The organism is Micromonospora chokoriensis (genome assembly GCF_000718555.1).
In the GTDB taxonomy this organism is placed as follows: Bacteria; Actinomycetota; Actinomycetes; order Mycobacteriales; family Micromonosporaceae; genus Micromonospora; species Micromonospora chokoriensis_B.
This window is the reverse complement of the sequence record NZ_JOAN01000037.1, coordinates 1-18,396: the sequence shown is the minus strand read 5'-3', so window position 1 is coordinate 18,396 and position 18,396 is coordinate 1. Positions and strand designations below refer to the sequence as shown.

Sequence of the window (18,396 nt, the reverse complement as noted above, 5' to 3'; positions counted from 1 at the left end):
CCTGGGCACCTCGCTGGCCGGTGACTACCAGGCGAATCTGCAGCGGTTCGCTGATCTCGGTGTGGATGTGCAGATCACCGAGCTGGACGTGATGACCGGCGGCAACCAGGCCAACATCTTCGGGTCTGTCACCCGAGCCTGCATGAACGTCTCCCGCTGCACCGGCATCACGGTGTGGGGGGTGCGTGACTGCGACTCGTGGCGCGGGTCCGACAACGCCCTGCTGTTCGACTGCAACGGCAACAAGAAGGCCGCGTACACGAACGTCCTGAACGCCCTCAACGCTGGCCCCGGCATCCCGACGACGCCGCCGCCGACGGACCCGCCGCCGACGACGCCGCCGCCCACCGACCCGCCGCCGACCACCCCGCCGCCCACCACTGGCGGTTGCTCGGCGTCGGTGTCGCTGAACTCGTGGAACGGCGGATTCGTGGCCACCGTGAAGGTGACCGCCGGCTCTGCCGGTACGAGCGGATGGAACGTCAGCGTCACCCTTGCAAGTGGTGCGAGCGTCACCAACACCTGGAGCGCGACGGCCAGTGGTTCCAGCGGCACCGTGCGCTTCACCAACGTGGACTACAACGGCCGCCTCGGCGCGGGCCAGGTCACCGAGTTCGGTTTCCAGGGCACCGGCAGCGGCGCGGGCATGACGCCCACCTGCACCGCCTCCTGAGCATGACCGACTGACCGCACACACCGGCCGGTGTGGGGGACCGATCCTGGTCCGCCACACCGGCCGGCGTCGTGTCGCGACCGAACGGGTCGATCAGGAGTACGGAAGCCGCAGCACCGACTGGTTGCCGATGCCCACCGTGCTCGGGTTGTTGCCGATCGCCGACCAGACCTCCACCCGCACCGTGCCGTTGCTCAGCGCACCCAAGGTGCCGGTGGCCGAGGAGAGACCGGCGTTCTGGGTGTAGTGCTCGTAGCCGGGCACCGGGTCGGTGGCGAAGTAGCGCAGCGTCTCCACCCGTTCCCAACTGCCGTTGCCGGTGAGGTCGTAGGAGACCCGCACCTGCACGCCGTTGCCGACCGCCGTCCCGGCGTCCACGAACAGGTCGAAGGCGGTCTGACCGCCCGAGTAGGCGAGGTTGAGGCCGGTCGCCGTGAAGACCTGCGCGTTGGTGGGCGTACCGTCGTGGTTTCCGTTGGCCGCCGCGACCGTTGTCGTGGCCGCGCTGCCGGAGGCGCCCAACCCACCCCCGGGCAGTAGGTAGCGGGTCGGACCGCCGGTGGACGGCGGCGGGGTGGTCGTCGGCGGGGTGGTCGTCGGCGGGGGGTCCGTCGGCGTCGTCGGCGGGACGCCGCCGGCCGCGTTACCCCCACTCCAGGTGTACGCCCCGGTGGTGGCCGTCTTGCCGGCGCCCACGGTGAGCGTCGTGCCGTTGGAGAACGTCACAGTGATCGGCGTCGCCGTCGGATTCGATGCCACGTAGGTGCGGGCCCCGTTGCGGGAGAAGACCGCCGACAGCGGGTGGTTGCCGGTCACCGTCGTGTCGACGGTGCCAAGAGCCGCGAGGTTGCGGATCCAGTGGAAGGTGTGTGCCCGGCTCTCACCCTCCTCCGGGGTGTAGCCGGGGTTCGCGCGCAGGTTCGCCAACGCCGCGTCGGCGTCACCGAGGGCCTGGAACTGCCAGAGGATGTCCTGCCACACCGTCGGTGGCCCGCCGTTGTTGCGGACGAGTTCGGCGTAGTTGGTCCGCACGTACGCCGGGTTGTTGCCCAGGTAGAGGTGTCCGCCGGTGACCGGGAGCAGGTTGATGCCCTGGATCATCTCCGGCTCGCCGCTGAACCAGGTGGCGTACGCGCCGCCGTCACCCCAGACCATGCCGACCGTCGAGTGCCCGAACGCGCTGGGGAAGTTCTGGTCGCTGACGTCGAACCAGTACTCCTGGATGGCCGCGGCCTGGGTGGTGTAGAGGAAGACACCCGCGTCGCGGACGGCGGTGTCACCTGTCGCCTGCCCCCACTGGATCAGGGCGCTGGCGAAGTTCATCCCCTCCGACGAGGACTCCTGGTTGTTGCCGGAGCCGAAGGAGCCGTGCCCGGACGCCCAGTCGTGGCCGGCGTAGATGTCGAAGTCGCGCAGGTACGGGAAGCGGGTGTCGTCGCGGCGGTAGTTGTTGGCGTCGCGGATGAGCAGGTCCACCATCCCGCCGTAGCGGCTGGTGGCCGCCCAGGTCGGGTCGAACTTCGCCAGCGTCGCGGCGGCGGCGATGAAGTAGCCGTAGTGGAAGTGGTGGTCGTTGAGCTCCTGGTCAGACCCGTACGACGCCGGGTAGCCGATCAGGGTGCCCCAGTTGTTGTCGTAGTAGAAGACCCGGCTGGTCTTGCCGCTGGACGCGGTGAACCAGTCGGTGAGCGTGCTGCGGATCGCGTTCAGCGCGCTGTCACGCGTCGTGACGTCGTTGACCTGGTCGGCGATCTCGGCGATCCGCGCGGCCCGGCCGAGCCCTTTGCCGGTCCAGTAGGTGTCGTTGCCGCGCTGGTCCATCGGGTTGGCGCGGGCGGCGGTCAGGTGCCCGGTGAGCGTCGACAGGTCGCTGCCGCTGCCGTCGCCGACGGCCGGCAGCTCCGGCAGGATGCCCTGGAACTTCATGGCGGTGCGGAACTGGTTGACGCCGGTGAGCACCTTCATCCGGCCGCGCGCCGATGGGTAGGTCGGCGTGATCGCGGTGGAGCCGCTCAGCGACTTCCACTGGTGCGGGTAGAGGCTGACCACGGTCTGCGTGGCGGTGCCCTCCCGGGCGGTCGTCGTGAACGCGTACGTGGTGGTCAGGCCGCTCGTCGCGGGGTTGTAGGCGTAGGAGACCTGGGTGCCGGTCACGTGGGCGTGCGCGTACTGACCGTAGGTCGCGGCCAGCGCGGCGCGCTCGGTCGCGCTGGACGTCGGTGGCAGCAGGGCGACGGAGAAGTAACCGCGACCGGCCAGGGTGGAGGAGATCCGACCGGACGCGACGGTCCAGTTGGCGCCGCTGGGCGCGTACCCGACGTAGTCGTGGCCGTTGACCCGGAAGCCGATGGTGGCGCCACTGTTGGACCAGACCTCGGGGGTGCCGGCGGTGCTGATCACCGCGTCCCCGCCGGTGCTCTGGAAGTACGCGAAGGGCAGACCGTGGCCGATGGTCGCGCGCAGGGTGCGCGTGCCGTCGCTCCAGTGCGGGCTGACCGTCCAGTCGCTCCAGCCGTCGACCTTGACCTGGGGTGCGCCGAGCCCGGCCACGCCGACCCGGATGTCCTGCACGTACGGGTAGTGGAACTCACCAACACCGGTCGCGGTGCCGCTGATGGCGGGCGTGGAGTTGGCGGAGAAGCCGAGCCCGTCGGTGAAGGTGTCGTACGAGATTGGGTGGGCGTGCAGGGGCTCACTGAAGGAGCAGTCGGTGCGCTTCCACAGCAGCGATGACCACCAGTCGTTGGTGGGTATCGGCCCGGCGGGCGCGTTGGCGGTGGCGAACTGCCGGGGGTTGCTGGACATCGAGCCGCAGCCGCTGGGGAGCGGACCGACCGGGGTGGTGGTGTAGCTGCCGGCACCGACGGGTGCGGCTTCGGCCGCGCGGGTGACGGGGATCGCGAGGCCGCCGACGACCAGGGCCAGCGCGGTGGCGGCGGCCAGGGCCCATCGGCGGTGGGGGACGGGATGTTTCATCGTGCCTCCATCGCGCGCCGGGGTGCGGCCTTGCCGGGTCCGACGCGATGCGTCTGAATTGGGGGGAAGGTCAGGTGAGAGAGCGCTCTCTCAGTTACGGTAGTGGAGTACCGAGATCCCCGTCAATGTGTCCTACCTGTTGCGTGCTGATGTCGCTATTTGCCGGCGTCCGCGCGGTCGCCCAGCAGCGCGTCCGGCGCGCGCATCCGCCACGCGTCGGTCACCAGCTCGGTCAGCCGGTCGAGGTCGACCTCCGTCAGGCGCAACAGCACCAGGGGCAGCCCGTCGTAGCCCGGCGTGGTGAAGAAGACGTCGGGCTCCCCGAGCAGGAGAGCCTGCTTCTCGGCCTCGTCGCCAACGAACAGCACCGCGATGTCGAGCCGGATCACCCGCGGTTTTCCCGGTATCCGCTCCGGATAGGACCAGACGAAGCCCTTGTCGGCCACCCGGAAGTCGAAGCCGTCACTGGGGACCTCCACCGTGTGTGGCAGGGCCAGCGCCACCCGGCGTACGTCATCCGCGTCCGCCACCGAAACCCCTCGCACCGCGCACCATCCGCATGCGCCGAGATTACGCGGTGGACAGCTCGATGGCGCTCGCGCCGACGATGGCCCGGTCGCCGTTCTCCTGAACGTAGCCGACCACGCTGGCGTTGTGCGGATCGAGATCAGGTGGCAGCGCCAACTCGACCTGCCCCCGCTCGGCGTCCAGCCCCACCGACCTGAAGGCGCGTACGACGTTGTCCTGCCGCAGCGTCCGCCCGGCGTTCTCCCCTCGGGCGATCTCGCTGTCCAGGCCCCGTTCCACGATCGCCACCTGCAACACCGCGCGCTCCGGCGGCCGTTCGGTCCGGTAGTCCAGCAGCACCCGACCGGCGCCGCGATCGGCCACCGACAGGGCGAGTGGTGTGGTGGTGGTCGACGCCACGGCGGACATGATCGCGCCGGCTGCCCGTCGACGATCGGAGCCGACGAACTCGACGGTGCCGTTGACGACCATCTGCGGGGTATACAGACGTCCGGAGCCGAACGCCCGGGCGTACGCCTCCTGCCGCGCGGTGTACGAAGCGTCCGCGAACTGGTCGGGCCACCCCAGGTCGTCCCAGTAGTCGACGTGGAACCCCAGGGCGAAGACGTTCTGTCCCCGAGCCCGTGCGTCACGCTCGATCTCGCTCAGCAGCTCCTCCGCCGGTGGGCAGCTGTTGCAGCCCTGGGAGGTGAACATCTCGACGACGGCGAAGCCGCCGTCGGCCGATGGATTCGTCATGGTGGCGTGTTCCCTCCCACGGTGCGCCCGCCTGGCGGCGGTGTGTTTCCCGTTCCGGCCGAGACAATGCGCGTGGGGTCGCGTCCCCTGCCGGCCTCGCGGTCTGCTGACCTGCCGGCCTCGCAGCGGGTGCCGCCGGGTCGGGTGGTTGGATGGTCGGGTGCAGTACACCGTGACAGACGTGCCGGAGCGGGAGCGCTTCGAGGCGCGCGACGAGGCGGGTGCGGTCGCCGGGTTCGTCACCTACCAGCTGACCGGCTCGATCATCGCCTACACCCACACCGAGGTCGACCCGGCGTACGAGGGCAAAGGCGTCGGGTCGATGCTGGCGCGGGCCGTGCTGGACGACGCGCGGAGCAAGCGCCGGACCGTGGTGCCGATCTGCCCGTTCCTCGCCGACTGGCTGGTCAAGCACCCGGAGTACGAGGGCATCGTGGTCCGCTCCACCCGCAAGATCAAATAAGCGGGCGGCGCCGCCGATTCCGCCCACCGCTTCCTCCCCCAAGATCGCGCAACATCCTGGTTGTAGTGGCATCCGCCGCGAACCGATGCCACTACAACCAGGATCGAGCACGATCTTGGGGGAGGTGTGCCGCGCGTCGGCGGATCTTCGGCAGCTACGGCCGAGCCCCCGGCCAGCCGTCGCGATGGACGGCTGCCGGGGGCTCGAATACAGGCGTCAGACCTGGTCGCCGTTGGGCAGCACCGCGGCCATCTCGTCGCCGGCACCGGCGAGCACGCGCGCCTGCTGCGGCCAGCTGGCCAGCCCAGGTGCGGCGCGCAGGCCGGCGGCCCGGATCAGGTCGCGCAGCGCCGGCTCGTCCAAGTCGCCGAGTTGGCCGTACGTGCGTACGCCAGCGTCCTGCAACGCGCTCGCCATCTTCGGCCCGATCCCCTGAATGCGGCGGAAGTCGTCGGCCGGGCCCGTCGGGTCGGCGTCGACGCTGCTGATCGCCGCGTCGGCAGCCGAACGGACCGGAGGGGTCGCGGCGGTGATCGGCCGAACCGGAGGCGTGGCCACCGCCGGCCGCTCCGTCTCCGCGTCGGCGTCGACCGGCTCGGCGGTCACCGGCTCGGCTGCCGACAGGTCGGCGGTCGTTGGCGCCGCTGCCGGCGTCGTGTCCACCGCCGGGGTGTTGGCCTCCGCATCGTCGGCCGGGCCGACGGAGACCGGCGCATCGTCGGCCGGGCCCGCGGCGGCCGGCACATCGTCGGCCGGCGTCGTGTCGGTCAGGGCGGTTGCGGCCGGCACATTGTCGGCCGGCGTCGTGTCAAGCGGTGCCGGGTCGGCGGACAGGAGGTCGTCCGCGGGCTGGCGGGGAGCGATCACGGCCGCCGGGGCGGGCTGCTCGTCGACCGTGACCGGCTCGGGGGCCGATTCCACTACCGGCTCCAGCTCCGGCTGCAGCTCGGCGGGGTCGGACTGCTCGGCGGCCGGTGCCGGCGGCGGGTCCTCGGTCAGCGCCATGTCCGCCGTGTCGACGGTGCTCGGGGCATCGGCCGGAACGGGCACCGGGGTCGGACCATTCGGCTCGGTCAGCGCGGCTGGCGCGCTGACCGTGTCGACCGGCACCGGCTCGTCAGCGACCGCGGTGGGTGCTGGGTCGACGGCGGCCGCAGGCTTTGCCTCGTCGGTGGTGGCGGCCGGCGTGGGCGTGGAGATCACGGCCAGGCCGGCGACGGGGTCACCATCCACTATCGAGCTGCCCTGTGCGCCCCGCCGGCCGCGCAGCAGCCACCCGGCGGCCAGGCCCAGCAACAGTGCCAGTACCACTATCAGCGAGTGTCCGAAAGACCACGCCACGGCGAACCTCCCTATCACCTAGTTGGAAAATTCACGAGAAAAACTCGCCGCAGCTTTGCACATGCGTATTGCCGACGAGAGACAGGATCGGCCGAGGGCGTTGTGGGTGGTCCAGTTACCTCAGCGGGTGCCTGCCGAGTAACACAGCGTCGCGCCGATCACCGCGAAACCCAGCCGCGACAGGACCGGGACACGACGAGAACGGACCGGGACACGACGAGACCCGGGCCCGGCGGGGGACGCCGAGCCCGGATCAGGTCGATACCAGGTTCAGTCCCGGTCGCCCTCGTAGGTGTGGAAGTCGTCGACGAACCGACGACGCAGCCGTGGTACCCGGCTGGTCACTCCGAAGTAGCCGCGCGCGCCGAGCAGCGCGAGCCGGCCCACCACCGGCCGGTACATCCGGTCGTCGCCGCTGGTGCCGCTGCGATTCAACGATTCGGCGACCCGCGCGAAGCCGTACGGTGCCATCACGGCCTCGTAGTCGGCGACCGCCTGGAGCAGGGTCTTGTCGCCGGCGGTGGCGCGGCGGAGTTGCTCGCAGAGCAGGCGGGCGTCGCGCAGCGCGGTGTTCGCGCCAACACCGCGACCGGGGGTCATGGTGTGGATGGCGTCGCCGAGCATGGTGACGGTGCTGCTCTTCCAGGGCGGCACCGGCTCGGACGTGGACACCTTGATCGGTAGGGCGCTGGCCCGGTCCGCGTGGGTCAGCAATTCCCGTAGGTGCGGGTGCCAGTTCGAGGTGAGGTCCAGGGCGACTCGCACGAGGTCCTCGCCCCGGCGTTCCATGATGTCGGCGGGGAATCGGCGGGCCGTACTCCAGATGATCAGGTTGATGTTGTCGGTGGTGGTGTCGTGGGCCAGGCCGGGCCAGTCGCGCAGCAGGGCGGCGTCGACGTCGTCGACGCCGGGCTTGATCGCCCGCTGGGCGTCCCACTTGAACTCCATGACGTGCAGCACGCCCATCATTCCGCCGACGCCGAAGATCAGCGAGATGCCCTGCTGGACCCGCTCCGGGATGAGGCCCCGGGTGTGCGGGGTCAGCGGGATCCGGGTAGCGATGTTGATCGTCCCGGCGTCGCGGGTGACGGCGTGTGGCAGGTACTGACGGCGTACGGCGGAGTGGGTGCCGTCGGCTGCCACCAGCAGGTCGCCGGTGGCGCTGCTGCCGTCGGCGAAGTGCGCGGTGACGGTGCCGTCGTCGCGCTGCTCGTACCGGGTGAAGGTCTTGTCGAAGTGCACCACGTCCTCCAGGCCGGTCAGCAGGACCTGGCGCAGCACCATCCGGGCCACCGAGTGTTCGGTGCGTACCGGGTCGGCGCTCGGCCGCAGCGCGAACGACGCGGTCTGGCGCAGCCCCTGGGTGACGACGTTGAAGTAGTGCGGCGGCCGGGCGCAGGTGGCCAGGAAGGTGGCGAACAACTCCGGGGGCAGGCACTCCCGCAGTGCCCGGCTACCGGTGGGGCCGATGCCGACCCGGTAGCCGAGCAGCCCCTCGGCGCGGTCGCGGTGCCGTTCGTAGACAGTGGCGCTGATCCCGGCGCGGCGCAGGCCGTGCGCCAGGCACAGCCCGCCCGTGCCCGCGCCGATGATCAGGACGTGCGGTGGGGCGGCGGACATGTCAGCCGGCCGGGTGCGCGGCGGGTGCCTCGGTGCCGGCTGGGCGTGCTGCCGGCACGTCGGTGCCGGCTGGGCGTGCCGCTGGCACGTCGGTGCTGGCTGGGCGCACCGTAGGCACGTCGGTGGCGTCCCAGCGGTAGAAGCAGGCGGCGATCGCGTCGCGGGGGGAGCGCCAAGTCGGCAGGTACGGGGAGGTGTGCGCGGAGAGCCGCTCGTTGACCTGCTGGAAGAGCGGGTGGTTGCGGGCCGCCGCGAGTGCGTCCGGGTCGACGTCGTCCGAGGTCTCCAGCAGGTGTACGCACAGGTCGTGCAGGCAGTACAGAGATCGGTGCGTGACGCCGGTCAGGCTGGGGAGTTCGGTGGCGTCGGATTCGGCGAAGATCTGCGCGACCCGCCCCTCCGCTCCAGGGATGATCCGGCTGACGATCAGTAGACGACTCATGGGACCCCTTCCGCCGGTGGCGTGTCCGACCCTCGGGGGTCGGTGCCACGTGCTTTGTGCGCCCACCGTGCCGCAGCACCTGTCACATCACCGTCACGTCCGGCGACCGGCCGGTGACGGGCGGTCCGTGATGGCTTCGCGGCTGGCCTGGCGGATCGGGGCGAGGGTGTCGTCGAGCAGGGCGCTCATGGCGGGGCTCGGCTCCAGCCGAAGCTCGCGGCGTAGCAGGTCCCGGTACACGTAGAAGGCGTGCACGGCTTCGAAGGCGTTGCCCTCGGCCAGGTGGATGCGGACCACCAGTCGGTGTGGTGTCTCCCGTAGCGGCTCGGCGGCCATCGCCTCCAGCGCGGCTTCGAGGGCCTCGCCGTGCCTCCCCGCGGCCAGGTGCTGCCCGGCCACCTGTTCCAGCATGTGCAGGCGGAGTTGGCGCAGTCGCTCCCGGTCCAGCAGCACCCAGTCGTCGTACCAACCGGGGAGGAGGTCGTGTCGCCCGGCGGCGAGCGCCCCGGCCGCGGTGCTGGGATCGTCGCCGTCGCGGACCCGGGCCGCGGTGCCGACCAGGTCGTCCACGTCGAGCCGGACCGCCGGGCTGAGGCGTACGGTGTCGCTGGCCACGGTCATCGGGCAGCACGGGTCCTGTCGGAGCCGCCACAGGGCGGTGCGCAGTGAGGACAGCGCCCGCTCCTCCGGCGCGTCCGGCCAGAGCAGCCCGGCGAGCTGGCTGCGGGTGGCGCCGGGGCGGAGCCCGATCAGCGCGATCACCCGTTGCAGCCCGCGCGGCACCACGACCGGCGCCGCCTCGCGGAGCAGTCGGAAGCCTCCGAGCAGGTGGAGTGAGACGCCCTCCTCGGGCGGGTCTCCGGCGGTCGGCACGGACGGATCAGCGGCCACGGCGGCACCCCCTGCGGAACGCTCGTCCCGACTGTCTGCTGTGTCCCGGATCGGTTGCCCGCGACGCCACTGTCGACCCCACCGATCGCGGCATGACCGGGCACGGCCACGCCCGCCGAAGCAGAAGGGCTGACCGTGCTCAAGATTATCAATAACGGTCACGTTGAGTCAATGTCAGCATGGACCTTCTATTGGCGACAGTCAACCCGAGATCGGTTCTGAACTGCGCAAACATTGACGCGTGGAGTACGTCGGACGCATAGCTGATACACAGGTTGCGTCAACGCAGCGTCACGGCCATGCGTCGCTAACCGGCCCGGCGCGGTGACGCCGCCGTGACGAGGACCGGCGCATCGTGTCGGCAGTCGTCCAGCGCGTCCGGGGGCCACCCGTCGCCGGCCGGACGCCGTGGGGGGAGGCCCAGTATGGAGCGATCGCTGATCGTCGCGAAGGTGGATCCGACCGCCGAGGAGCGGGTCGCCGAGATCTTCGCCGAGTCGGACGCGACGGAGCTGCCGCGCCTGGTCGGTGTCCGGCACCGCTCGCTGTACCGCCTGCACGACCTCTATGTGCACCTGCTCGAGACCGCGCAGCCGGCGGAGGGCGCGGTGGAGGCCGCTCGTGAGCACCCCGAATTCATCCGGGTCAGCGACCGTCTGCGCCCGTACGTCTCGCCGTACCTGCCGACCTGGCGCTCGCCGCGCGATGCCATGGCGCGGTGCTTCTACCGGTTCGACGCCCCGGACACCGGGCGGCGGCCGTGACGGCCACCGCGCCGCGCGAAGAGCAGCTCTGGTCCCGCTGCGCGGGCTGCGCCAGCCTGCTCTACCGCAAACGGTTGCGCCGCAACCTCGACGTCTGCCCGGAGTGCGGCGAGCATGCCCGACTGGGCGCGCCAGAGCGCCTGCGCCAACTGGTCGACCCGGGGTCGCTGCGCCTGCTGCCCGACCGACTGCCGGAGGCGGACCCGATCGGCTTCGTCGACGTGCTGCCGTACCCGCACCGACTTACCGGCGCGCGGGCCAGCACCGGCCTGGCCGAGGCGGTCGTCTGCGCCACGGCCACCATCGGCGGGCACCCGGTGGCGTTGGCGGTGATGGACTTCCGCTTCCTCGGCGGCAGTCTGGGCTGCGCGGTGGGCGAGCTGATCACCCGGACGGCCGAACGAGCGCTGGACGACCGCACCCCACTCGTCCTGGTCACCGCCTCCGGTGGGGCGCGGATGCAGGAGGGTGCGCTGTCGTTGATGCAGATGGCTACCGTCAGCCAGGCCATCGCCGCGCTGCGCGAGGCGGGGCTGCTCACCGTGAGCGTCCTCACCGACCCGACCTACGGTGGGGTGGCCGCCTCGTTCGCCACCAACACCGATCTGGTGCTCGCCGAGAGCGGCGCGCGGATGGGCTTCGCCGGCCCCCGGGTGATCCGTCAGGTCACCGGCCGGGCCCTGCCGGAGGGCTTCCAGACCGCCGACTTCCTGCTCCGACACGGGCAGGTCGACATGGTGGTGCAGCGTCGGTCGCTGCGCGGACAGTTGGCGGCGCTGCTCGCCGCGACCCGCATCGGCGCTCCGGCGCGTCCGCCCGTACCCCGGCAGGAGCCGGCGCCGCGCCGCGAGCGTCTCGCCGCCGACGGCGTGGCCCTGGCGGCGGCCGACACAGACCCCGCTCCCCCGCAAGCGGGGGACACCACGGCGGTACGCGACGCGTGGGACACCGTCCGGATGGCGCGGCACCCCGGGCGGCCCACCACACTGGACTACCTCGACTCGGTCTTCGACGGGTTCGTGGAGCTGCACGGCGATCGGCTCGGCGGGGACTGCCCGGCCATCGTGGGTGGCCTGGCGCGACTGGCCGGCCGGCACGTCATGGTCATCGGCCACCAGAAGGGCCACACCACCGCCGAGTTGGTGGCCCGCAACTTCGGCATGGCCAGCCCGGCCGGGCACCGCAAGGCGCTGCGGCTGATGCGCCTCGCGGCCCGCCTCGGCCTGCCCGTGATCACCCTCGTGGACACCCCCGGCGCTGATCCCGGGGTGAGCGCGGAGGAGCAGGGCCAGGCGGCCGCCATCGCCGAGAACATCCTCACCCTCACCGTGTTGCCCACCCCCGTGCTCGCGGTGATCACCGGGGAGGGCGGCAGCGGCGGTGCGCTGGCGCTGGCGGTGGCCGACCGGGTGCTGATGCTGGAGAACGCCGTCTACTCGGTGATCAGCCCCGAGGGGTGTGCGGCGATCCTCTGGCCGGACCGGTCCGCGGCGCCGCAGGCGGCCCGCGCGCTGCGACTGACCGCGCCCGACCTGTGCCGGATCGGGGTGGTCGACGAGGTCGTGTCGGAGCCGGCGACCGCCGCGCACGACGACCCGGCGGAGACCGCCCTCCGGTTGCGTGCCGCCCTGCTGGCCAACCTCCTGCCGCTGCTGGACGTGCCCCCCGCCATGCTGGTCCGGCTGCGCCGGCAACGCTTCCGGCGCTTCGGCGCGACCCGCGCCGGCACCCAGGTGGGCCTGCGATGACCGCCAGCGACGCGACGGTGTCGACAGTCGACGCGTCCGACGAGGTCGGGGTGGGTGGCGAGGAGGCGCTGGCCGGATTGCGCCGGCAGGCGCAGCACCTGATCGCCGAGCTGGCCGGGCCGGTCCGCCGGATCCGGCTGCGCAGCGGGCCGGCGGTGCTGGAGGTCGAGTGGCACCCCGACGACGCGACCCGTCCGGACGTGCCCCTGCCCCGGACCGAGGCGGCACCGCCGGTCGTGCCGGCGCCCGTCGCCCCGCCGGCGGTGATCCGGCCGCCAGTGCCCGGGCACGCCGCGGTTAGGGCACCGATCGTCGGCACCTTCTACCGGGCGCCGGAGCCGGGCGCGCGGCCGTTCGTCGCGGTGGGCGACCTGGTCCGCCCGGGGCAGCCGGTCGCCATCGTCGAGGCGATGAAGCTGATGAACGAGGTGACCGCCGACCGGGCCGGGCGGGTGGCCGCGATCCTCGTCGAGGACGGCCAGCCGGTCGAGTACGACCAGCCGTTGGTCGAACTGGACCCGGCATGACCGCGCGGGGTGGATGACCATGTTCGAGACCGTGCTGATCGCCAACCGGGGCGAGATCGCGCTGCGGGTGCTGCGCGCCTGCAAGGAGCTGGGCGTGCGTACGGCGGTGGTCTACTCCGCCGCCGACGCCGACTCGGTGGCGGTCCGCCTCGCCGACCAGGCCATCCGGATCGGGCCCGCGTCGAGTCGGCGCAGCTACCTCAACGCCGCCGCCATCGTGGAGGCGGCCCGGCAGGTGGGTGCGCAGGCCGTGCACCCCGGCTACGGCTTCCTCTCCGAGGACGCCGACTTCGCCGAGATCTGCGCCGACAACGGGCTGACGTTCATCGGCCCGCCGCCGGCGGTGATGGCCGCGCTGGCCGACAAGTCCTCGGCGCGGGCGCTGATGAGCCGCGCCGGTCTGCCGCTGTCGCCGGGAAGTGTCGCGCCGGTGCCGACCGCCGCCGCGGCGGCCGAGGTGGCCGAGGCCGTCGGCTACCCGGTGATCGTGAAGGCCGCCGCCGGGGGCGGGGGCCGGGGGATGACAGTGGTGCGCACCCCGGGTGAGCTGCACCGGGCCTACGCGCGCACCCGGGCCGCCGCGCAGGCCGCCTTCGGCGACGACCGGGTGTACGTCGAGCGCTACCTCACCGAGGCGCGGCACGTCGAGGTGCAGGTGCTCTGCGACTCCCACGGAAACGGGGTTCACCTGGGCACCCGGGACTGCTCGGTGCAGCGCCGGCACCAGAAGCTCGTCGAGGAGGCGCCTGCGCCGGCGCTGCCCGCAGCCGTCCTCGACACCATCGCCGAGACCGCCCTGCGGGGTGCGCTCCAGGTCGGCTTCGTCGGTGCCGGCACACTGGAGTTCCTGGTCGACGCCGAGGAGAAGTTCCACTTCCTGGAGATCAACTGCCGGATCCAGGTGGAGCATCCGGTCACCGAGATGGTCACCGGGATCGACCTGGTGCACGAGCAACTGCACATCGCCGCCGGGGTGCCGCTGCGCTGGCGGCAGGAGGAGATTCGGCTGCGCGGCGTCGCAGTCGAGTGCCGGGTCAACACCGAGGACCCCGAACGCGGCTTCGCCCCCACCCCCGGCCGGTTGGAGCGGTTCACCCCGCCCGGCGGCCCGTTCACCCGGGTGGACACCCACGCCAGCGCCGGCTACCTGGTCGGCCCCTGGTACGACTCGCTGCTGGCCAAGGTGATCGTCTGGGCGCCCGACCGGGAGCTGGCCCTCAACCGGCTGGAACGGGCCCTGGACGAGTTCGACGTCGCCGGCCCCGGCGTGCACACCACCATCCCGTTCGTCCGGCGGGTGCTCGACGACGCCGCATTCCGCAAAGGCCGCTACACCACCGGCCTGGTCGACCGTCTGCTCGCCGCACCCGCGCGGCGGCCGACGTCCACCCCCACACCGCGCACCGCGCCCGCCGCGGAGCCCGACGCAACCCACAGGAGGACCCGATGACCGTCACCCATGGTCGCCCGATGACCGCCGAGATCACCGACATCCTGGTGGCGCACTGCGGGCTGGACGCCGACGCCGCGGCCCGGGCGCCCGCCGCGTCGCTGGAGGAGTTGGGCATGGACTCGCTCGCCCTGCTGGAGCTGTCGGCGGTCGTCGCCGACCGCTGGCAGGTCAGCATCCCCGAGCAGGCCGGGCAGCTGAGCATCCCAGCGGTGGCCGACCTGGTCGCCCGCCGCGCCGACCCGCCCGGGCACACCGAGAACAGCGTGGTCATCGAGGCGCCCCTGGGGCTGGTCTGGGACATCACCAACGACGTGGCGAACTGGACCGAGCTGTTCACCGAGTACGCCGTGGTGGAGATCCTGCACCGCGAGGGGCACACGGTGCGGTTCCGGCTCACCATGTACCCCGACGAGAACGGGGTGTCCTGGAGCTGGGTCAGCGAACGCACCGCCGACCCGGTGAGCAGGCAGGTCCGGGCGCACCGGGTGGAGACCGGGCCGTTCGAGTACATGCGGATCCACTGGCGCTACACCGAGGAGGCCGGTGGCACCCGGATGGCCTGGACGCAGGACTTCGCGATGAAGCCGACCGCGCCGGTCGACAACGCCGCGATGACCGAGCGGATCAACACCAACAGCGTCATCCAACTCGCGGTGATCAAGGACCGGCTGGAGCGGATCGCCTGGCAGCGCGCCGACCAGGCCAGCCCGACCGCCAGCGACGCGCCGACGGGAGCCGACGATGAGTGACCTGAGCACCCGCCCGATCGCCGCCCGGGACGTACCCGCCGACCGCCGTCGCGGCGGCGAGTTGCGGGTGCTGCTCGGCCCCCGCACCGTCGGCAGCACCTCGGGCTTTCTCGGGGTGGCCACGCTCGCGCCAGGGGAGCGGATCGCCGAGCACTACCACCCGTACAGCGAGGAGTTCCTGTACCTGGTCCGCGGCGCGATCACCGTCGACCTGGACGACCAGCCGACGCTGCTGGCCGCCGGCGAGGGGCTGTTCGTACCGGTGAACGTGCGGCACCGACTGCGCAACACCGGTGTCGAACCGGCCGAGGTGGTCTTCCACCTGGGCCCGCTCGCCCCCCGGCCCGAGCTGGGCCACGTCGACACCGAGCTGGTCGAACAGCGGGGCGGATCGTCGTGAGCGCGAGGAGTGAGCCGGGTTTGCGAGCCCCGCAGTCGCGAACAGAGGTGGCGCGATGAGCGGGCGCCGCACGGTGGTGACCGGGATTGGGGTGGTCGCCCCCGGCGGCGCCAGCCGGGACCGCTTCTGGAAGACCATCACCGAGGGCCGGACCGCCACCCGGCGGATCAGCTTCTTCGACCCGTCAGCGTTCCGGTCGCAGATCGCGGCGGAGTGCGACTTCGATCCGGTCGCCGCAGGGCTCAGCGAGGCCGAACAGCGGCGGGCCGACCGATACGTGCAGTTCGCGCTGGCCTGCTCCGCCGAGGCGATGGCCGACGCCCAACTGCTGCTCACCGACGCCGAGCGGGACCGGGCCGGGGTGGTGCTGGGCACGGCGGTGGGCGGCACGATGGCGTTGGAGCAGGAGTACGTCACCGTCAGCGAGCACGGCCGGCGCTGGCTGGTCGACGGGGCGCGCGGTGGCCCGTACCTCTATCAGGCGCTGGTGCCCAGCAGCCTCGCGGCGGACGTGGCCTGCCGGCACGGGTTGCACGGCCCGGCGCAGGTGGTCTCCACCGGCTGCACCTCCGGCATCGACGCCATCGGCTACGCCCACCAGATGATCGTGGACGGTGAGGCGGACGTGATGCTGGCCGGCGCGGCCGACTCACCGATCTCGCCGGTCACGGTCGCCTCGTTCGACGCGATCAAGGCGACCAGCCCGGACAACGACGACCCGGCGCACGCCTCCCGCCCGTTCGACGCCGACCGGCACGGCTTCGTGCTGGCCGAGGGCGGGGCGGTGCTGGTGCTGGAGGAGGCCGGGCACGCCCGGCGGCGCGGCGCGCACATCTACTGCGAGGTGGCCGGCTACGCCAGCCGCAGCAACGGATTCCACATGACCGGGCTACGCCCGGACGGGCTGGAGATGAGCCTCGCCGTCACCGACGCGCTCAAGCAGGGCAGGATCCTGCCCGAGCAGGTTTCCTACATCAGCGCGCACGGCTCGGGCACCCGGCAGAACGACCGGCACGAGACGGCCGCGTTCAAGCGGGCGTTGGGTCAGGCCGCGTACCGGGTGCCGATCAGCTCGATCAAGTCGATGGTGGGGCACTCGCTCGGGGCGATCGGGTCGATCGAGATGGCGGCGTGCGCCCTCGCCATCGAGTTCGGCGTGGTGCCGCCGACGGCGAACTGGAGCACCCGGGACCCGGAGTGCGACCTGGACTACGTACCCAACGAGGCGCGGGAGGTCCCGGTGGACGTCGCCCTCTCGGTGGGCAGCGGGTTCGGCGGCTTCCAGTCGGCGATGGTCTTCCGGCGGATGCTCGGCGCGGTGGCGGCGTGAACGAGCGTAGCGAGCGAACCATCAGGCACAGCAGCGTGGCGTCTCGCGCCGGCGCGGAGCGAAGCGGAGTGCTGGCGTGAACGAGCGTAGCGAGCGAACCATCAGGCACAGCAGCGTGGCGTCTCGCGTCGGCGCGGAGCGAAGCGGAGTGCTGGCGTGAGCGCCGAGGTCGCTCGCGCCGTGGTGACCGGCATCGGGGTGGTCGCACCGAGCGGCATCGGCGCGGACGCGCACTGGCGTACGGTCCTCGCCGGCACCCGCCGGACCGGACCGATCACGCTGTTCGACCCGTCCGGTTACCCGACCCGCTTCGGCGGGGAGGTGCCCGACTTCGCCGCCGACTCCTACGCCGACAGTCGACAACTGGTGCAGACCGACAGGTGGACGCACCTCGGCTTCGCCGCCACCCGGCTGGCGCTGGCCGACGCCGGCCTGCCCGACCGGGCCCCCGACCCGTACGGCTACGCGGTGACCCTGGCCAGCTCGTCCGGCGGCAACCTGTTCGGTCAACGGGAGCTGCAACGCCTCTGGGGCGGCACGTCCCGCACGGTCGGGGCGTACCAGTCGATCGCCTGGTTCTACGCGGCAAGCGTCGGGCAGCTCTCCATCCACCACCAGTTCAAGGGCCCGAGCGGGGTGCTGGTCGCGGAGTCGGCCGGCGGGCTGGACAGCCTGGCGCACGCCGCCCGCGCGGTGCGCCGAGGCACCCCGGTCGTCATCGCCGGGGCCACCGAGTGCCCGTTGAGCCCGTACGCGCTCGCCTGCCAGCTGCGCTCCGGGCTGCTCAGCGACGTCGCCGACCCGGAGCGGGCGTACCGGCCGTTCGACGCCACGGCCAGCGGCTACCTGCCGGCCGAGGGGGGAGCGGTGTTCGTGGTGGAGGAGTTGGGGCACGCCCTGGCCCGGGGTGCCCGGGTCTACGGCGAGGTGAGCGGGTGGGGCTCCACCCACGACGCCGCGCACACCACTGCGGAGAGCAGCGGCGACCCGGCCCAGTACGCGCGGGCGATGCGCCTGGCCCTGGACCGGGCCGGTGTCGCGGCGGCCGGGGTCGACGTGGTGCTGCCCGACGCGCTCGGTGTGCCCCGCTACGACCGCAGCGAGGCCGAGGCGCTGCGAGCCGTGTTTGCCGACCGGCCGCCTCCGGTGACCACGCAGAAACCGCTTACCGGTCGGGCGTACCAGGGTGGCTCGGCGTTGGACGTGGCCACCGCGCTGCTCGCCTTCGCCCACGACACGCTGCCCGCGTCGGCGGGGCCGGACGAGGTAGCCGAGGGCTGCGAGCTGGACTTCCTGCGGGAACACCGCCAACCGCGCAGCCGGCTCGCGCTGGTCTGCGCGCGGGGCTTCGACGGGTTCAACAGCGCGCTGGTCCTGCGCGGGGCCGCGCCGATGAGGGGAGAGGCGTCATGAGCGAGCAGCGAGCCCGGGTGGTCTTTCTGGTACGGGTGCCGGTGCCGCGCACCGAGCAGTTCCTCGCCGCGTACGAGGAAGTACGGCACCTGGTCGCCGGCGGCGTGCCGGGGCACCTGGTCGACCAGGTGTGCCGTTCGTCGACCGACCCGGAGCAGTGGCTGATCACCAGTGAGTGGGCGAGCCTGGCCGACTTCGAAGACTGGGAACGCAGCCCGGAGCACCGGGAGCTGGTGCGCCCGATGCGGGAGTGCTTCACCGACGCCCGCTCGCTGCGCTTCCACATCCACGCCCAGACCCCAGCCCTAACCTGACCGCCCCTCCCCGCCCGCCCCCGCCC

The 18,396-nt window shown here is 72.2% G+C and carries 17 protein-coding genes and 1 pseudogene; 11 read left to right on the top strand and 7 right to left on the bottom strand.

What is annotated here, in order from left to right:
• Window positions 1–673 (top strand): endo-1,4-beta-xylanase (locus IF46_RS0131745; protein WP_030492095.1); only part of this gene is annotated, 673 nt, incomplete at its 5' end.
• A 93-nt stretch (window positions 674–766) separates the two neighbouring features.
• Here IF46_RS0131745 and IF46_RS0131740 read toward each other — a convergent pair.
• From IF46_RS0131740 to IF46_RS32995, 3 genes are all read right to left on the bottom strand, one after another.
• Complete coding sequence (locus IF46_RS0131740) at window positions 767–3,649, bottom strand: glycosyl hydrolase (RefSeq protein ID WP_030492094.1); 2,883 nt, start codon at window positions 3,647–3,649, stop codon at window positions 767–769.
• A gap of 155 nt (window positions 3,650–3,804) precedes the next feature.
• Complete coding sequence (locus IF46_RS0131735; RefSeq protein ID WP_030492093.1) at window positions 3,805–4,179, bottom strand: MmcQ/YjbR family DNA-binding protein; 375 nt, start codon at window positions 4,177–4,179, stop codon at window positions 3,805–3,807.
• 40 nt (window positions 4,180–4,219) lie between these two features.
• Window positions 4,220–4,915, bottom strand: coding sequence for a DUF1223 domain-containing protein (locus IF46_RS32995; protein ID WP_051724299.1), 696 nt, complete (start codon window positions 4,913–4,915; stop codon window positions 4,220–4,222).
• A gap of 160 nt (window positions 4,916–5,075) precedes the next feature.
• Between IF46_RS32995 and IF46_RS0131725 the strand changes: the two genes are divergently transcribed.
• Window positions 5,076–5,378 carry a GNAT family N-acetyltransferase gene (locus tag IF46_RS0131725; RefSeq protein WP_030492091.1) on the top strand — a complete coding sequence of 101 codons (303 nt, stop codon included), beginning with the start codon at window positions 5,076–5,078 and terminating at the stop codon, window positions 5,376–5,378.
• 216 nt (window positions 5,379–5,594) lie between these two features.
• Here IF46_RS0131725 and IF46_RS35845 read toward each other — a convergent pair whose 3' ends face one another.
• The 4 genes and pseudogenes from IF46_RS35845 to IF46_RS0131705 form a co-directional block, all read right to left on the bottom strand.
• A complete protein-coding gene (locus IF46_RS35845) occupies window positions 5,595–6,689 on the bottom strand; it encodes a hypothetical protein (RefSeq protein ID WP_051724298.1) in 1,095 nt (364 codons plus the stop codon).
• 300 nt (window positions 6,690–6,989) lie between these two features.
• The gene (locus tag IF46_RS0131715) at window positions 6,990–8,339 is read right to left on the bottom strand and encodes an FAD-dependent oxidoreductase (RefSeq protein WP_030492089.1); all 1,350 of its coding nucleotides are present in this window, start codon (window positions 8,337–8,339) and stop codon (window positions 6,990–6,992) included.
• 124 nt (window positions 8,340–8,463) lie between these two features.
• Window positions 8,464–8,781: pseudogene (locus IF46_RS0131710) on the bottom strand (TcmI family type II polyketide cyclase); the annotation flags it as partial.
• A 93-nt stretch (window positions 8,782–8,874) separates the two neighbouring features.
• Window positions 8,875–9,672 carry an AfsR/SARP family transcriptional regulator gene (locus IF46_RS0131705; RefSeq protein WP_036393902.1) on the bottom strand — a complete coding sequence of 266 codons (798 nt, stop codon included), beginning with the start codon at window positions 9,670–9,672 and terminating at the stop codon, window positions 8,875–8,877.
• 425 nt (window positions 9,673–10,097) lie between these two features.
• Here IF46_RS0131705 and IF46_RS0131700 point away from each other — a divergent pair, with 425 nt between their 5' ends.
• From IF46_RS0131700 to IF46_RS0131660, 9 genes are all read left to right on the top strand, one after another.
• The gene (locus IF46_RS0131700) at window positions 10,098–10,436 is read left to right on the top strand and encodes a TcmI family type II polyketide cyclase (RefSeq protein WP_030492086.1); all 339 of its coding nucleotides are present in this window, start codon (window positions 10,098–10,100) and stop codon (window positions 10,434–10,436) included.
• Window positions 10,433–12,184 carry an acetyl-CoA carboxylase carboxyl transferase subunit gene (locus IF46_RS0131695; RefSeq protein WP_030492085.1) on the top strand — a complete coding sequence of 584 codons (1,752 nt, stop codon included), beginning with the start codon at window positions 10,433–10,435 and terminating at the stop codon, window positions 12,182–12,184. The genes IF46_RS0131700 and IF46_RS0131695 overlap by 4 nt, the downstream gene beginning before the upstream one ends.
• Window positions 12,181–12,711 (top strand): acetyl-CoA carboxylase biotin carboxyl carrier protein, encoded by a 531-nt coding sequence (locus tag IF46_RS0131690; protein ID WP_084598124.1) that lies wholly within the window; start codon window positions 12,181–12,183, stop codon window positions 12,709–12,711. Before IF46_RS0131695 ends, IF46_RS0131690 begins: the two co-directional genes overlap by 4 nt.
• Window positions 12,712–12,730: 19 nt before the next feature.
• Window positions 12,731–14,161 carry an acetyl-CoA carboxylase biotin carboxylase subunit gene (locus IF46_RS0131685; protein ID WP_030492083.1) on the top strand — a complete coding sequence of 477 codons (1,431 nt, stop codon included), beginning with the start codon at window positions 12,731–12,733 and terminating at the stop codon, window positions 14,159–14,161.
• Complete coding sequence (locus IF46_RS0131680; protein WP_051724297.1) at window positions 14,158–14,913, top strand: SRPBCC family protein; 756 nt, start codon at window positions 14,158–14,160, stop codon at window positions 14,911–14,913. The genes IF46_RS0131685 and IF46_RS0131680 overlap by 4 nt, the downstream gene beginning before the upstream one ends.
• A complete protein-coding gene (locus tag IF46_RS0131675) occupies window positions 14,906–15,313 on the top strand; it encodes a cupin domain-containing protein (protein ID WP_030492081.1) in 408 nt (135 codons plus the stop codon). The genes IF46_RS0131680 and IF46_RS0131675 overlap by 8 nt, the downstream gene beginning before the upstream one ends.
• A gap of 55 nt (window positions 15,314–15,368) precedes the next feature.
• On the top strand, window positions 15,369–16,643 hold the full coding sequence (locus IF46_RS0131670; RefSeq protein ID WP_030492080.1) for a beta-ketoacyl-[acyl-carrier-protein] synthase family protein: 1,275 nt from the start codon (window positions 15,369–15,371) through the stop codon (window positions 16,641–16,643).
• Window positions 16,644–16,799: 156 nt separating this feature from the next.
• Window positions 16,800–18,056: a beta-ketoacyl synthase N-terminal-like domain-containing protein gene (locus IF46_RS0131665; RefSeq protein WP_030492079.1), complete on the top strand. Its 1,257-nt coding sequence runs from the start codon at window positions 16,800–16,802 to the stop codon at window positions 18,054–18,056.
• Entirely contained in the window at window positions 18,053–18,370 is a 318-nt protein-coding gene (locus tag IF46_RS0131660) for an antibiotic biosynthesis monooxygenase family protein (RefSeq protein WP_036393898.1), read from the top strand. Before IF46_RS0131665 ends, IF46_RS0131660 begins: the two co-directional genes overlap by 4 nt.
• Window positions 18,371–18,396 lie beyond the last annotated feature (26 nt).